Below are 15,347 nucleotides of genomic sequence, written 5' to 3'. Positions count from 1 at the left end.
TCATCCCCCTTTCCGTCAACTCATCGTACCATATGTGGTAGGAGTCGTTCTATCGACGGTGCTTCGTTTTCACATAGACGAGATGGTCTACCCACTCATCATTCTCAAAAATAAATCCCTCTCTCGTGCATTCATACGACATGCCGACGCGCTCTGCGAGACGAACGGATGCCTCATTGTCGAGATTGATGTGTGCCTCGACCCGTTGAAAATTTAAGTCGTCAAAGGCGATGCGCATCGCTAAATCGACCGCCTCTGTGCCATATCCGTTTTGCCAATGTTGGTTATGGATGGTATACCCGACCCGACCCCAATGAAATCCATCTCGCGCCAATGTCGAGAAATCCACCATGCCGAGATGTATCCCATCTTCAAGCCGGAAAATCCCAAAGACATGCGCACGGTCTTCATGTGCGAGTGATTGGTGTGTGTCGACTAGCTGACCGAACCAAACGGACGTACAGTCGCTCATATCTAATTTCCCTGGGTCATATACATGTTGTGAAACGAGACGATTTGTAAAGCCGCTTAACCATGTGTCATAATCTCGTTTCTCTAACGGTCGTACGATGATTCGATTTGTTTTTCGATGATACGTAAATGGATTCAATCTCTCCTGTCTCCTCCCTATTACTTTTATACAGTCAGAAAAACTTCTTCCACTTTCCTTCCGAAATCACATCGATCTTCCCTTCGTTTACACGAATCGCGGTCTCGTCGTCAATCGCATAGGCCGGCGACTGTAATGTCTCCGCCCATTCTGCAGCATCTCGTGACGTGTTCTCCGGTAACATTTCGTGGTCGAGATGAGGAAAAATCGAGAAGTCGACAAACCCTAATGTATCATCACTCTGCTCGTCGGATGCGCGCCATCCGACAAACGCTTCTCCAATTCGTGGTGTCATCACCATGCTACCTGCACTCAATCCGACGTAGACGCCTTTCCAGGACGGGAGCAGCGAGGCTACCCCGGACTGTTTCATCCAATGGTAGAGAAAGAGCGGATCGCCCCCATTCACCAATAATACGTCTGCCTTATCAAACGCCGGTCTCCACACCGACTCATCGATACTCGGGAGTGCGCTCAGTTCAAGCACCCCAACCGACTTCCAGCCCAACTCACACATCGGCGTCGAGAAATCTCCGTTGAAAAAGTTCCATGCGTGTTTCGTTCCCCCGTTCAACGCATAAATGGCTGTTGGGATACAGAGTGCATTACACTCTTCAATCGGCTTGCCCAATAATTCCAAAAGTGCCTGCTTGATGCTCTCGTTTTTAACGCCAGCGGACGTCAATAGTAGTTTCATTTGTTTCCCTCCTTATTGAATCTTTTCTAAAGCATTCTCATCATCCCCGTGCATCCCCTTTATTCATATTAAAAAGACCGTAGTCGACTTCTCGCCTACGGTCTTCAAACATGAAAGATTAGCTAATTTTATACACGCGACCTTCGAACGGTTTCAAGTGAAGGAGCGATGATTCCGCATCGCCTTCAACCGGCATGTTGCTCAAGACGACATCTTGCGCACGAAGTGTCTGATCCATATCAAACATCGTCTCTTTCGCCGTCAAGTTCGTGACGACGAGGTACTGCGTGTCACCGAGCGTACGCGTATACGCATAGACTTCCGGGTGTTCCGGCAAGACGACATCATACGCCCCGTAAACAAACGTCTCATTATCTTTACGAAGTTGAATCATCTCTTTATAGAAGTTAAAGATTGAGTCCTCATCTTCAAGCTGTGATTCGACGTTGATATCCGTATAGTTCGGGTTGATGCCGACCCATGGCTGCTCTGCGAACGTGAATCCGGCGTTCGGGGCATCACTCCACTGCATCGGTGTCCGCGTGTTGTCGCGTGACGAGTTCCACGTGATGCGCATCATCTCGTCATGACTCTTCCCTTGCTCGACACCAATATAGTAGCGGTTGCGTGTCGCGATGTCATCATATTGATCGATCGAATCGAATTTGACGTTCGTCATCCCGATTTCTTGACCTTGATAGATAAACGGCGTCCCTTGCATGAGGAAGTACATCATCGCAATCGACTTCGCGCTTTCTTTCCAGTAACGCTCATCGTCTCCCCATTTCGAGACCGTACGCGTCTGGTCATGGTTTTCGACGTAAAGGGCGTTCCATCCATCGGCCTCAAGTCCTTTTTGCCATTTCGTCAACACGTTCTTCAAGTGAACGACATCGAGTTTCGAATCGGCATCTTCACTCCAAAGGTCCATGTGTTCGAATTGGAAGACCATGTTCATCTTCCCTTCCTTTTCACCGACCCATAGATGGGCATCGTCAGGTGAGACGCCGTTCGCTTCACCGACCGTCATGATGTCATGTTTATTGAACGTCTCGTCACGAAGCTCTTCTAAATAGTCGTGAATTCCGTCCACGTTCATGTGCATCTCGAACGACGGTACAAAGTCGAGGTCGTTCGGGTTTGGCAAGTCGGCGAACGTCGGATTCTTGCGAATATGGCTGATTGCATCGACACGGAATCCGTCGATCCCTTTTTCGAGCCACCAGTTGATCATATCGTATACCGCTGTACGCATCTCAGGATTTTCCCAATTGAGGTCCGGCTGTTTCTTCGAGAAGACATGCAAGTAGTATTGCTCCGTCGTTTCATCGAATTCCCAAGCCGAGCCACCAAAGATCGATTCCCAGTTATTCGGCTTCGACCCGTCCGGTTTTCCGTCGCGCCAGATATACCAGTCGCGCTTCGGATTGTCTTTTGAGCTCTTCGATTCAATGAACCAAGGGTGCTCATCCGACGTATGGTTGACGACGAGGTCGAGCAACAGCTTCATACCGCGCTGATGCACTTCGTCCAATAAGCGGTCGAAGTCTTCCATCGTACCGAACTCGTCCATGATATCTTGATAGTCACTAATGTCATAACCGTTATCATCGTTTGGCGATTTATACATCGGGCAAATCCAGATAACATCAATACCGAGGTCTTTCAAATAGTCGAGCTTATCAATGATTCCTTGAATGTCTCCAATTCCGTCCCCGTTCGCGTCATAAAAGCTACGCGGATAAATTTGATAGGCGACGGCTTCTTTCCACCAGTTGCGTTTAAGCGTTTGTGTTTGTTGTTCTCGTTGTAAAAGTTGCATGTGATCTAGATACTCCTTATCCCAAAACTCACTGCTCATCATTTATACTTATCTTATTCGTGCTGTGAACTTTATATCATTAGCGCAATCGTTTGCACGATGCAATAAATTTATCTTACCAAAAAACATTCGATGATACAAAGATGTTTCATCAGCATACTCAACGTGTACCCTACACGATTTTGAAAAGAAATGAAAGCGAGGTGCTTCATCATGTTTCGATTTGCCACAATGGAGGATTTTTCAGCAGTCGATCAATTGATTTTAAAGAAAGCAAAAGAGTTCCAAGTAGCCGGAAAGTCGCAATGGGTCAAATATTTAGAGCCGAGTCGTTCCGACTATGTCCGTCACGATTTGACAAACGGGACGGTGTTTGTCTACGAACGAGATCAGCAAATCGTCGGTGCCGTCAGCCTGATTCCTCCGACTGACTGGGACCATAATCTATGGGACGACCCGGACGGTGCCGTCTACTTGCATCGACTCGTCACGGACTCGAGTGCAAAAGGTGAACGCATCGGGGAACGTTTGATGCAGCATGCCTTAGCAAACACGTCTTCGACCATTCGATTGGACTGTGTTGCCGATAACGCCTTCTTAAATAACTACTATCCTCGGTTCGGTTTCCACTATATCGGCGAACGAAATGGATTCTCACTGTTTGAAAAAAAGGCTTGACCTTGACGTGACGTCAACCTTTACGCTTTGACTAAGGAGGTGAAGGGATGTATTCGATTCAACAACTTGCGTCACTCGCTGGAACGACAACGCGAACGCTTCGACATTATGACGCAATCGGTCTTCTCATTGCGAACCGTGACGCCAACGGCTATCGGCGTTATTCTTCGCGCGATGCGGAACGGTTGCAACTCATCTTACTCTATCGCACGCTCGATGTTCCTCTCGATCAAATCGGAGAATTGCTTGATTCAACGACGTTCAACCGGATTGATGTGTTGAGTGGACATATCGAGGCGTTGCGACAGAAAGCAGCCTATTTCGCTCAGCTTGCCGAGACGGCAGAAGCGACCCTCACCTCACTCAAAGGAGGGATTCCAATGGATGACAAGTCATTATTTGATGGATTATCTTATGAGGAGATTCAAGCTCACGAGGCGAAACATCAAGAGGAAGTGCAGGAACGTTGGGGAGAGACTTCAGCTTACAAGACAGCACAAGAACGTGCGCAGAAGCGATCGAAAGCGGACTGGGAACGCATCAATCAAATGCAACTCGATTTGATTGCGCCACTCGTTGATTTATTTCGTTCACAAATCGCAATCGATGACGACCGAGTTCAATCGATTGTGAAAGACAATCATCTGTTCATCGACACACACTTTTACGACTGTTCACTCGATATGTTCAGTGGACTCGGACAGATGTATGTGACGGATGAACGATTCACCGCATTTTATGATCGCTTCGAGCCGGGGCTCGCTGCGTATTATAACGAGGCCATCCAATACTATTGTATCGCTAACAGTTAAGTCCAAGCCTCAGGCTTGGACTTTTTTTCGTCGCTCGGTGTCTTCTTGCGGTCCTATTTGAAGATGTTTTTGTAACATCGGGAGACTCGTCGCCAAATAAATATAAGGGAAGGTCGAGAAGTTGTCCGTTCCACCTGTATAGATTACTTCACTCGTTAGTGGGGTCCATCCTTTCTTCGTCCACTGGCAAAGTCGAACTTCTTTTCTCGATGTGTGGTTATGGAATCCCCAATATGCTTCTCGTTGTCCCACTGCCATCGATGGGGTGATGGTTAAGATGGGACAGTTCATTTCTTGTAACAATCGTTCGTTCATTTCCGCAACTTCGTACATGATGATGACGTCCGGTTGCAGGTGTCGAATCGTATGTTCCGCTTTTTTATCTTGTAAGGAAACGACACGCGTCATACGCTGTTCCGGAATCGAATCGTCACAGAAAGCATACCGCGACTGCAACTCCGCGATTCGTTCTCGACTGAACCGCCGCATTATGGGAGTCAGGAAGGAAATGTACGATTGTGTCAGAAGTTCTTTCCACGTGTTGACATGAGTCGGTGTCGGACCATCTTCCATGATCACATGTGTGACGCCTAAATCCCGTATCGCTTGATAGACAAGTGTTGAACTCCAGTGGTCGCCCGTGCAGAGTACAACTCGCATTTTCTCATCTCCCTCCACTTTGGTTTGCGGTTTGACGCATCTCTCGGACCGCCACATCAAATGAACCAAACATTTGTTGAATGTCTTTTAATGTCGGACGATTGCCCTTTTCTTTTTGCCACACTTCATAACCCCATGGTGAGAGAGCGGTCAAATGTTCATCTGCCTCGTGTAGCGCGTCCATCATTTGCTTCTCCGTGAACAGCTCTCGCGTTGAGATGCCAATCTCGTCTAATGCTTGGGACCAAGACCCGAAACGCCTCACCACTTTCGTGATACTCGGACGTTGGTTCTGCTTGGCCCATTTGGCATAAGCGGTCGACGTTAATGGATGAAGCTCTTCATTGGCATCAAGTAACGATTGGATGATTTCACATTTTTGATCGAACGAGATGATACTCTTCAAATTCGCCTCAATCAGTGCCACTTTCCACGATCCGAACTGAATGACGACCTCTGTCAACGTCGGTGCATCATTGGTCATGGCCCACTTTCGATAATCGGCACTATTGAATGAATCATGCTCTTTCGCCGCTTCACGAAGCATTTGAATCATTTCTTTTTTTGTGAACCGTGGCGTTTGCTGTTCCAACCCAGCCAAACGCAGTACATTCGACCATGATCCGTACATTTCCAATAATTCCACCACGGTTGCCCCGCCGTGAATCTTTTGCCATTTCTGATACATGTAGATGGTGAGGCGACCGTCCGAAGAAGCCTCTTGTAAGTGATCAATCAGTTGTTGCTTTCCCATGTCGCCTCCCCCTTACGTGATTGACGTATCGGTTCATCCCACTTCACGGCTACTAATTTGTGCGAACAGGTGAAGTTGACGACTTAAAATTTTCGTTTCGTCAAATTTTTCTTCGACCACTTCGCGACCACGTTGCCCGAATGAATAACACTGTTCAGGATGTTCAATGAACCAGCGCATCGCCAAGGTCAGTGCCTCAGGTCGACCGACCGGAACGAGAAAGCCGGTTTCCCCATCCGTGACTTCTTCTCGACAGCCACGGATATCGGTAGCGATGACAGGTAATCCGGACGCCATGGCTTCAAGAATAGAGCGTGGCAATCCTTCACGATAAGAGGGAAGTAAAAAGACGTCGTGTGCTGCAAATAAAGAGGGGGTATCCCGAACGAATCCGGCGTAATGAATCTGTGGATTTTGGGCTAAATGCGCCTCGACTTGTTTCGCCGTCTCTTGATCACGTTCACTCGTCATCAACTCTCCAGCAATCGTCAACGTCGCGTTCGGATAGCGTTTCGTCAGTTCATCGAACGCCTGAAGTAAATCTAGGATTCCTTTTTCTTGAACGAGCCTTCCGACAAACAAGAACTTTAAATGTTCTGGGGAAATGTGTTTCTCTGTCGGATAAAATCGATTTAAATCAATCCCGTTTCCGAGATGCATCAATCGTTCGTCCTCTTTGAAATGTCTTGTTTTAGCGAGTGAGTAATCTTCCTCGCTTTGGAGCAACAACCAATCGGTCGCTAATGCCGCGAGTGATTTCTCTAACCAGAAGACGAGTTCGTATGCGATTCGACCCATTCGTTCGTGGAAGTAAAATCCATGTGCGGTATAGAGAATATGTGGTGTCCTGGCAATGCGGGCCGCAACTCTTCCTAACGCTGCGGCCACCGGGGTGTGGACGTGAATGGCATCATATTTTTCGCGGCGCAATAACCTCACCAACTCTTGAATGGTCTGTAGATTACGCTTCGGGCTAAACTTTCGATCGATTGGCAACGTATGAATGACCCATCCTTCGTCCCGAAGACGATCCGTCCGATCACCGTAAGCACACGCGACGTCGACTTCGTGTCCTTCCGCCTTCAGCGACTCAATGAGAGGACGTAGCAACACATCCGCTGTCATATCGACAGCGCAGAACTGGAGAATCTTTAAAGGCGCCATAAGTGCACCTCCTCCGGCTTCATCGCGCGATCGAGCATGCCTTTCAAGTCAATGACGATGCCACGACCTAACTTCAGCTGGCGTTTCGCAATCGTCCAACCCTCTTGAACGAATTCATCGTGAGACACGGCATAGATGACGACATCCGCTGGTTTTAAGTCACAGTATGATTTGACATCGATTCCATACTCTCGTCGTACCTCTTCCGGATCGACGAGCGGGTCACACACTTGCACTTCTAAGCCGAACTCCTCGACCTCTCGAATCAAGGAAGCCACTTTCGAATTTCGGATATCACTGACGTTCTCTTTGAAGGACATCCCGAGGACCGTTACGCGCGATCCGAGAATGGCCATGTTTTGACTAATCATCGTTTTTATCAATGATGTGGCGACGAAACGTCCCATCGTCTCGTTGATTCGACGACCTGCTAAAATCACTTCCGGATGATAACCGAGCATTTCAGACTTCATCGTCAAATAGAATGGGTCGACGCCGATACAATGTCCACCGACTAGACCTGGTCGGAAGTTTAGGAAGTTCCATTTCGTCCCGGCAGCCTCTAACACCTCGAGCGTATCGATGTTCATGCGATCGAAGATGATGGCCAATTCATTCATCAACGCGATGTTCAAATCTCGCTGTGTATTCTCGATCACTTTGGCCGCCTCAGCCACTTTAATCGAGGAAGCACGATGAACGCCGGCATCGACTACCGTCTCATAAACAGCCGCTACCACATCGAGTGTTTCTTCATCCTCGGCAGCTACGACTTTTTTGATTGTGCGGAATGTATGCTCACGGTCGCCTGGATTAATTCGTTCTGGAGAGTAGCCGACTTTAAAATCAATCCCGGCCCGGAGACCCGATGTTTTTTCAAGTAATGGGATACACTCTTCCTCTGTCAGTCCCGGATAGACCGTAGATTCGTATACGACAATCGTGCCCGGTCGCAAATGCGCTCCAACAGCACGAGTCGCGCTACAAATCGGTCCTAGATCTGGTTGATTTTGATCATTGATGGGTGTCGGCACAGCCACGATAATGAAATCCGCCTCTTCAAGTTTGGCGACATCCGTCGTATATAAGACCGCTGCTTGCTCAAGGTCTACTGATTCAACTTCTCGCGTGCTGTCGAGATGAAGGGTAAGCTCATTGATACGCGTTTCATTGATGTCTACTCCGATGACGTCTCCTACGCCACCTAGCGCAACAGCGACAGGGAGTCCGACATATCCTAATCCGACTACAGCTACGTGACGATTGGCAATGGTTTTTCGTGTTGTACGTGATTCTGAGATGAGTTTATCCATGTCCATCTGCCTCCTGAGATTCGGAATTATGCGGTTTTATCAATCACAATGACTTTTCCATTCGGTCCCCGAGGAATTGATTGCACGGGGGTCAACGTAATCATGACCTCTTTACCGAACAGTAGTTCCAACTCGCTCCTCATAATCTCTTCATGTTCTGGCTTGAAGCGTTCCAGATCCGGGACGTATTTTAGTTCGATATGATACAAATCATGTTGCCGATACTGCGTTTGGATAACCGAGTTGGGTAATACTCGGACAACGGTCGTCAAATCCCCTTCATAGATTTTTTGTTTGTTTGGAGTGAGTACATAATTGCTTTCGCGTCCCTCAATGGAAGTGACGAACGTTCCTCCCTGTCCACAAGCACATGTCCCCTCTCCAATTTTCATCCGATCGCCAATCCGGTAACGGACGAGCGGTGTCCCATGGGTCGTAAAACTCGTCACTAAAATTTCTTCGTGATCCCCATACGACTCGATCACGCCTGTTTCGTGGTGGAGATGCATATTCCCATGGGTACATTCCGTTAAAATCGGTGCCCCCTCAGAAGACGCGTACTGATCAAAGACCGGGGCATTAAACGCCTCTTCTAAGATGGCTCTTCCTTGAGGCGTAATCGTTTCGGCTGTCGGAAAAATAGCCATTAATTGAAATTCAAGTGGAATCTGATTCTCTTTGATGTATTTTGCGATTTCAATCATGGCAGACGGTGCACTGTCTAATACAATTGGTTTGAATCGATTTAATGCGTCGATGTAATGAGGGATAGTCTGAGGATTGACATGATAGAGCGAGAACAGCATCTGATTGAGCGGTCGATTGTAGCGCCAAAATACAGGTTTTTCTTGATTCGGATTACAAATTTTCCGTCCTGTGAAACTCGCTCGTTTCATTCCTCTGGTAAACCCGTGTTGCGCTTTGAAAAAGTCAACGTGGGCCATACGTCTTTGATAGTCTTCTTTCGTGAAATGGACTTGCAAGGACGTCCCTGTCGTTCCACCGGTTCGACCAAGAATATCTGTTTTGATGTTAGAATGGATGTCCGGATTTTTCCTAACTGTTTCTTTTTCGAGGATCGGGATGCGCTTCAACTCTTCCATCGATTGAAGGGGAAGAACAATCTCGTTTTCTTCAAACAGTTTTTGATAATATGCATTGTGCGTCGCACAAAATTCGAGAAACGCATTGAGTCGCTTCAATTGATCGGCTGCAACGACTGCCCCATCTTTGGGACGATTGGCTAAAACGACTAACTCACGCTCATATGTGCGTCCATACCGTTCTTGCCATAGTTTCATTCCATACAATGTCGTCATCCATTGTTGTAATCGAATCGGTGATTTCATGTATAAATCACGAAGCGCAAACCCTGCCATGGTGTAGTCTCCTCTCGCTAAGTGTAGAGTCGTTTCACGACTCGGACTTTTCCGTTCTTTTCTTTCTTGATGCTTTTCACATCTCGTAAAAGAACTTTCATTCGTGAAGTAAACAGACGCTCGACTTCTTTTTGGAGCGCGATTTCATGTTCAGGCTCAAATCGTGCTTCATCCTTCACGTACAGCATCTCAATTTCGTCTATTTTGTGTTGCAACACTTGAATTTGAATAATAGAGTTCGGTAGTACGCCGACCGCTGCGGTCAAATCTCCTTCAAACACCTTATAGCCTTCCGGCGTCTCAACATAGTTCATTTGACGACCATCGATTGACTCGATAATGGTGTCCTGTCGACCACATGGACACATCGCTTCACTGAGGGTCATCCGATCGCCAATGCGGTAGCGAATCAGCGGTGTTCCGTGCGTCGTGAAACTGGTGACGAGCGCCTCTCCAAATGCATCCGTCTCGATGATTCCCATCTCAGGGCGTAAGTGCATCTTCCCGCACTCACACTCCGTAACGATAGGAGCCCCTTCCGAAGAAGCATATTGATCGTAAACCGGCGCTTGGAACATCTCTTCTAACAACAAGCGTCCGGATGGTGTGAGCGTCTCCGAGGTCGGAAATAAAGCCACCGGTCGGAACGATAATGTCTTTTGATGGGTTTTCAAATATTTTGCGATTTCAATCATATCGGAAGGTGAACCGTCGAGTGCGGCCGGTTGAAATTCGTTCAACGAATCGATGTAGTGTGGAATCGTCGTCGGATTCGAATGCACGACCGAGTAGAGCATTTGCTTCATCGGGGCATTATACCGCCAATACACCGCATTCTTTTGATTACCTGGACAAATCATCCGTCCTGTAAAACTAGCTCGCTTCATCCCACGGCGAAAACCATGTTGTTCTTTAAAAAAATCGAGATGCGCCATTCGCATTTGATAATCGTATTCGGTGAAACGAACCTGAATCGATTTACCCGTCGTCCCGCCCGTCATGCCGATGATCGGGGCATGAAGGTTAGAAAAGATGGTCTCATCCGTTCGAAGCGTCTCTTTCTCCAAAGGGGGAATCCGCTTAAAGTCTTCTAAGCTCTTTAAGGGTAAGGTAACCCCGTGTTTTTTGAAGAGTCGCTGATAGTACACGTTGTGTTGATTACAAAACTGTAGGAATTGATTCAAATGATTGAGTTTTGCATCAGGTGACGCTTCATTTGGAGCACGTCTCAGTCGCTCCAATTCCTGCTCATAATACTGACCGTATCGCTCCCGATATAACTTGATTCCATATAAGGAAACCAGCCAATTTTGGAGGCGAATCGGTGAGTGTGCATAAATCCGATCCTGTAAAATCCCCATTACTCGATGCCCTCCTTCAACACTTGATGATAGGCGATGTACCAGTCGATAAACGCGTTTACGCCATCGCGAATCGACGTCTGTGGTTGAAAGTCAATCGATTCATACAAAGAGGAGGAATCGGCAAAACTCGCGGGTACATCTCCCGCCTGAAGTGGTAACAAGCGGAGGATGGCCTTTTTCCCGACTCGCTCTTCGATCGTCCGAATAAAGTCCATCAAGGATACCGGTTGCTGATTTCCAATGTTATAGACACGAAACGGAACGTCACTCCGGTCAGGTAGAGGATGTTCATAGTCAAACTCCTCATCTGCCAACGGTGCGATATCCATAAGTCGGACAATCGACTCGATGATGTCGTCGATGTATGTGAAATCTCGTTCCATCTCACCATAGTTGTATACATCGATTGGTTCGCCTTTTAAAATCGCCTCCGTAAATTTGTAAAGTGCCATATCGGGACGCCCCCATGGCCCATAGACGCTAAAGAATCGCAACCCCGTCGTTTTTAGACCGAACAAATGGCTGTACGTATGAGCCATCAACTCATTCGCCTTCTTCGAAGCCGCATACAAGGATAGCGGATGATCGACCGGGTGTTGTTCGGAAAATGGCATCGCCTGATTTGATCCGTAAACCGAGCTAGATGAGGCATAAATCAATTGCTCTACTGGATAGAAGCGACAAGCCTCCAAGATGTTCAAGAAACCAACGATATTGGATTGAATATAAGCATCTGGATTTTCTAGACTGTAGCGCACACCGGCCTGAGCCGCCAAATTGACCACGACTTGGGGTTGGTTTTTTTCGAAGACACGCGTGATTGCCATCTTATTTTCGAGGGCATCACGATAGAGTTTGAAACGAGGATGCGTCAACACATGAAGTCTTGATTCTTTTAATCTCGGATCGTAATAATCATTGACCACATCGATCCCGATGACATGATGTCCTTCTTTTAGCAACCGTCGAGCTAGATGAAAACCAATGAACCCGGCCACTCCGGTCACGAGAACTGTTTTTTTCATAACGACTTCCTCCTTTGCGTTGACTCGTTGACTCGCATGCGTACCGGTTCGATTTGTGGCGCAAAAATACTTTCCATCACTTCTTCTGGCAGTTCGTTGTTTGCGACAAACAACAAGAAAGAAGTGAGTCCATTCGATTGATCGAGTAGATATTCAATCGTTTTCAAAATCGGATCAACCGATTTAAAGGGTCTTGTACAACCGACGAAAATCTTTTCATATACTTGATTCGTATGTTCGCTCGTTGCGAGCAGTTCTTCGAACAGCTTCTCACCAGGACGAATGCCACTGAAATGAATCGGGATTTGTTCGAGGGTGAAACCGCTCAGTGTAATCATCCGTTTCGCCAAGTCCACAATTTTGACGGGATTCCCCATATCTAGTACGAACACTTCGCCCCCATTTGCGCGCACGCTTGCTTGAATGACGAGGCGACTCGCTTCCGGGATGGTCATAAAGTATCGGGTCATCTCTGGATGCGTCACCGTAATGGGTCCGCCCCGTTGAATTTGTTCTTTAAAGAGCGGAACGACGGAGCCACGACTTCCTAAGACGTTGCCGAAACGAACGACCGAGAATGTCGTTTTGCTGTGGCGAGCCTGCTGTTGGACAATCATTTCTGCTACTCGTTTCGTGGCACCCATCACGTTCGTCGGATTGACCGCCTTATCCGTAGAGATCATGACGAACCGCTTCACTTCAAAGAAATCGGCGGCTTCGACCATATTCTTCGTTCCGTAAATATTGTTTTTCACTGCTTCTCTCGGATTGTCTTCCATGAGCGGAACGTGCTTGTGAGCTGCCGCATGATAGACAACGTCCGGTCGATACTGATCAAACACTTCCATCACCCGCGCCCGGTCTTGGACGTCACCGATGACGGGACAAATCTCTGTATCAGACCCGAGTAAGCGGAGTTCGCGATCGATTGCATATATGCTATTCTCGCCATGTCCAAACAGGATGAGTTTGCCAGGATTGAATTTCATCAATTGACGGCAAAGCTCTGAACCAATCGAGCCTCCTGCACCGGAGATGAAAATGGTTAATCCACTCAACGTTTGAGAAATCTCCGAAACATCGAGCTGAACCGGTTCACGGCCGAGCAAATCTTCGATGGCCACTTCTCGAATCTCATTTAATGAGACTTTTCCGGATGCGAGTTCCGCAAGCATTGGCAGTGCATGGGATTCGACGCCTGTCTTCTCAATTCGTTTCAAAAGTTGTACTCGATTTCCGTATGGAAGAGAAGGAATGGCCAACACAACCACTTCGATATTCAGCTCTTCAATTTTGCGTTCTAATAAATCGATTGAACCGATGACCGGTGTCCCGTGAATGTAGAGACGGTGAAGCAATGGATTATCATCCAACACCCCAACCACATGCAGCACATTCGTTCGATGCTCTTTCAGTTCTTTAATGATTTTTTGACCCGATTCCCCACCACCGATAACCAAGGTAGCTTTTCCATTCGACACCGGTGCGTGAAATCGGAAAAACGATCGTGTCCTAGCGACGAGTCGGATAAATAACATTCCGTTAAATGCGAGTAAGCTTTGAATAAAAATTGCTTGATAGGAAAAGCCATCCAATAATACGTATGATGCGAATAAGACGAACGTGTCACTCATGACCAACACAATCGCCAGTAATTGCAATTCACGCATCGATCCGTATCGCCAGTCGATTCGGTATACCCGAGTCACCCATCCTAAAATGAGAAGAACGAGCGTCTTCAATCCGAGGATCGTGATCAAATCTAGCGGGTCAGATGTTACCGTCGGATCATTTGCAAAGAATAGGTCAAACGTCACGAAAATCGCGAGCCCTGCAATCGTGATATCGAGTAACATCAAGAGCGCATTTTTTCGATCAATGGGAGACCGAACAGTTGGAGTACTCATCCTTTCACCACCTTCCATCCCAATCAGCTTCGAGTTGATGCTAGATAAGTACCCGTTCAAGATTCACAATCCAAAAGAAAAGAATAGCTTTTTGATACGAATGACATTTCGTCATGAAACGGTTTAACAAATGTGTAATGAGTTTTTACTTTCTTTTGTGAATATTTTTAATTTATATGGGTATTATGGGAAGTAGAAGGTAGGACATTTGGATTATTTTCACTTTGAGATTTTGCGAATGTTGCATTCTCCCAAAGTAGTCAATCGATTCAGGTTCCTCCCTTTTCATATCTCGTCACCGGACACATATTCTAGCTTTCCTTCAGGACCACCATTGTTTAACCACACCATGACCTTTGAAGCCACGACTTGCTTCTGAAAAGGAGAGACATCACGATGAAACGATGGACAGAGCAACAGATCCTCTCATGCCTAAGACAAGCAGCGAATGAACTTGAAGAATTTGACACAAAACAGTACACACTATGGGCCCGAAACAAAGACGTCCCCTCCCTATCGACCGTGATTTACAAATTTGGTTCTTGGCGGGAAGCCGTTCAAGCGGCGGAGATTAAGATGTTGTATCGTTATTATTCAGATGAAGATATTTTGACCGCACTGATTGAGGCCTCAGAAGAACTTGAACTCTTCACGAGCCAAACGTATCGTGCCTGGGCAAAAATCTCGCAAGCCCCTTCTTTGACGCTGATCAGCAGCCGGTTCGGTTCGTGGTCGAATGCGTTACGTGAAGCCAAGCTTCAAACGACAACGGTACGGAACAATGAAGAACGGATCATTCAAGCCTTGATTGAAGCCTCCGAAAAGTTAGAGCGTCTCACGTCCCAACATTACGCCGTTTGGGCACAGGAAAAAGGCTATCCGACGGTAGCGACGATCGCTCGCAAATACGGATCATGGAGCTATGCGCTATTTGTCTTGGATATCGCTCCTCCGAAACGTAAATGGGATGAGGAAGATGTCATTGATGCCTTGCAGTTAGCCAAAACAGAGCTACCACATTTTAGTATCCTCCACTACCGGAAATGGGCCGAAGGTCGAAATGTTCCAAGTACATCGACAATCAATGCCTTATTCGGAAGCTGGACGGCTGCTTTAAAATGTATGGAGGAACAAAAAGTAAAACAGTAATCCATACAGATGA

Annotated in this window: 14 protein-coding genes; 3 read left to right on the top strand and 11 right to left on the bottom strand. The window is 47.1% G+C overall.

The window, feature by feature from the left end:
• Positions 1-49: 49 nt before the first annotated feature.
• The 3 genes from KOG47_RS01175 to KOG47_RS01165 all read right to left on the bottom strand — a co-directional run bounded on the left by KOG47_RS01175 (position 50) and on the right by KOG47_RS01165 (position 3,129).
• Entirely contained in the window at positions 50-610 is a 561-nt protein-coding gene (locus KOG47_RS01175) for a GNAT family N-acetyltransferase (RefSeq protein ID WP_215243621.1), read from the bottom strand.
• Between the two features lie 34 nt (positions 611-644).
• Positions 645-1,307, bottom strand: coding sequence for a Type 1 glutamine amidotransferase-like domain-containing protein (locus KOG47_RS01170; protein ID WP_159563001.1), 663 nt, complete (start codon positions 1,305-1,307; stop codon positions 645-647).
• Positions 1,308-1,425: 118 nt separating this feature from the next.
• Positions 1,426-3,129: a glycoside hydrolase family 13 protein gene (locus KOG47_RS01165; protein ID WP_159563002.1), complete on the bottom strand. Its 1,704-nt coding sequence runs from the start codon at positions 3,127-3,129 to the stop codon at positions 1,426-1,428.
• 213 nt (positions 3,130-3,342) lie between these two features.
• Between KOG47_RS01165 and KOG47_RS01160 the strand changes: the two genes are divergently transcribed.
• A complete protein-coding gene (locus KOG47_RS01160; protein WP_215243620.1) occupies positions 3,343-3,807 on the top strand; it encodes a GNAT family N-acetyltransferase in 465 nt (154 codons plus the stop codon).
• A 47-nt stretch (positions 3,808-3,854) separates the two neighbouring features.
• On the top strand, positions 3,855-4,619 hold the full coding sequence (locus KOG47_RS01155) for a MerR family transcriptional regulator (RefSeq protein ID WP_196431288.1): 765 nt from the start codon (positions 3,855-3,857) through the stop codon (positions 4,617-4,619).
• 9 nt (positions 4,620-4,628) lie between these two features.
• Here KOG47_RS01155 and KOG47_RS01150 read toward each other — a convergent pair whose 3' ends face one another.
• From KOG47_RS01150 to KOG47_RS01115, 8 genes are read right to left on the bottom strand one after another with little or no spacing between them, the layout of a single operon-like run.
• Positions 4,629-5,279 carry a hypothetical protein gene (locus tag KOG47_RS01150; protein WP_078147698.1) on the bottom strand — a complete coding sequence of 217 codons (651 nt, stop codon included), beginning with the start codon at positions 5,277-5,279 and terminating at the stop codon, positions 4,629-4,631.
• A gap of 4 nt (positions 5,280-5,283) precedes the next feature.
• Positions 5,284-6,033 (bottom strand): hypothetical protein, encoded by a 750-nt coding sequence (locus KOG47_RS01145; RefSeq protein ID WP_078147699.1) that lies wholly within the window; start codon positions 6,031-6,033, stop codon positions 5,284-5,286.
• A 33-nt stretch (positions 6,034-6,066) separates the two neighbouring features.
• Positions 6,067-7,197, bottom strand: a complete 1,131-nt coding sequence (locus tag KOG47_RS01140) for a glycosyltransferase family 4 protein (protein WP_012727419.1) — start codon at positions 7,195-7,197, stop codon at positions 6,067-6,069.
• Positions 7,185-8,510 (bottom strand): nucleotide sugar dehydrogenase, encoded by a 1,326-nt coding sequence (locus tag KOG47_RS01135; RefSeq protein ID WP_196431291.1) that lies wholly within the window; start codon positions 8,508-8,510, stop codon positions 7,185-7,187. The genes KOG47_RS01140 and KOG47_RS01135 overlap by 13 nt, the downstream gene beginning before the upstream one ends.
• A gap of 26 nt (positions 8,511-8,536) precedes the next feature.
• A complete protein-coding gene (locus KOG47_RS01130) occupies positions 8,537-9,889 on the bottom strand; it encodes a phenylacetate--CoA ligase family protein (protein ID WP_215243619.1) in 1,353 nt (450 codons plus the stop codon).
• Positions 9,890-9,906: 17 nt separating this feature from the next.
• Complete coding sequence (locus KOG47_RS01125; protein ID WP_196431293.1) at positions 9,907-11,250, bottom strand: phenylacetate--CoA ligase family protein; 1,344 nt, start codon at positions 11,248-11,250, stop codon at positions 9,907-9,909.
• Positions 11,250-12,278 (bottom strand): NAD-dependent epimerase, encoded by a 1,029-nt coding sequence (locus KOG47_RS01120; RefSeq protein WP_031422166.1) that lies wholly within the window; start codon positions 12,276-12,278, stop codon positions 11,250-11,252. The genes KOG47_RS01125 and KOG47_RS01120 overlap by 1 nt, the downstream gene beginning before the upstream one ends.
• Positions 12,275-14,185 carry a polysaccharide biosynthesis protein gene (locus tag KOG47_RS01115; RefSeq protein ID WP_214690420.1) on the bottom strand — a complete coding sequence of 637 codons (1,911 nt, stop codon included), beginning with the start codon at positions 14,183-14,185 and terminating at the stop codon, positions 12,275-12,277. Before KOG47_RS01115 ends, KOG47_RS01120 begins: the two co-directional genes overlap by 4 nt.
• A 396-nt stretch (positions 14,186-14,581) precedes the next feature.
• Between KOG47_RS01115 and KOG47_RS01110 the strand changes: the two genes are divergently transcribed.
• Positions 14,582-15,334, top strand: a complete 753-nt coding sequence (locus tag KOG47_RS01110) for a homing endonuclease associated repeat-containing protein (protein WP_012727425.1) — start codon at positions 14,582-14,584, stop codon at positions 15,332-15,334.
• Positions 15,335-15,347: the final 13 nt, after the last annotated feature.

Origin of the sequence: Exiguobacterium sp. s121 (assembly GCF_018617245.1) — a bacterium.
In the GTDB taxonomy this organism is placed as follows: Bacteria; Bacillota; Bacilli; order Exiguobacteriales; family Exiguobacteriaceae; genus Exiguobacterium; species Exiguobacterium profundum.
Note: the sequence above shows the minus strand (reverse complement) of the source record. Positions and strands in the feature narration are given on the sequence as shown.

Bases quoted from the DNA above. Each gene is read 5' to 3' on its own strand.
- KOG47_RS01170 (WP_159563001.1), bottom strand. From the start codon at position 1,307: ATGAAACTACTATTGACGTCCGCTGGCGTTAAAAACGAGAGCATCAAG.
- KOG47_RS01165 (WP_159563002.1), bottom strand. From the start codon at position 3,129: ATGCAACTTTTACAACGAGAACAACAAACACAAACGCTTAAACGCAAC.
- KOG47_RS01160 (WP_215243620.1), top strand. From the start codon at position 3,343: ATGTTTCGATTTGCCACAATGGAGGATTTTTCAGCAGTCGATCAATTG.
- KOG47_RS01155 (WP_196431288.1), top strand. From the start codon at position 3,855: ATGTATTCGATTCAACAACTTGCGTCACTCGCTGGAACGACAACGCGA.
- KOG47_RS01150 (WP_078147698.1), bottom strand. From the start codon at position 5,279: ATGCGAGTTGTACTCTGCACGGGCGACCACTGGAGTTCAACACTTGTC.
- KOG47_RS01145 (WP_078147699.1), bottom strand. From the start codon at position 6,033: ATGGGAAAGCAACAACTGATTGATCACTTACAAGAGGCTTCTTCGGAC.
- KOG47_RS01140 (WP_012727419.1), bottom strand. From the start codon at position 7,197: ATGGCGCCTTTAAAGATTCTCCAGTTCTGCGCTGTCGATATGACAGCG.
- KOG47_RS01135 (WP_196431291.1), bottom strand. From the start codon at position 8,510: ATGGATAAACTCATCTCAGAATCACGTACAACACGAAAAACCATTGCC.
- KOG47_RS01130 (WP_215243619.1), bottom strand. From the start codon at position 9,889: ATGGCAGGGTTTGCGCTTCGTGATTTATACATGAAATCACCGATTCGA.
- KOG47_RS01125 (WP_196431293.1), bottom strand. From the start codon at position 11,250: ATGGGGATTTTACAGGATCGGATTTATGCACACTCACCGATTCGCCTC.
- KOG47_RS01120 (WP_031422166.1), bottom strand. From the start codon at position 12,278: ATGAAAAAAACAGTTCTCGTGACCGGAGTGGCCGGGTTCATTGGTTTT.
- KOG47_RS01115 (WP_214690420.1), bottom strand. From the start codon at position 14,185: ATGAGTACTCCAACTGTTCGGTCTCCCATTGATCGAAAAAATGCGCTC.
- KOG47_RS01110 (WP_012727425.1), top strand. From the start codon at position 14,582: ATGAAACGATGGACAGAGCAACAGATCCTCTCATGCCTAAGACAAGCA.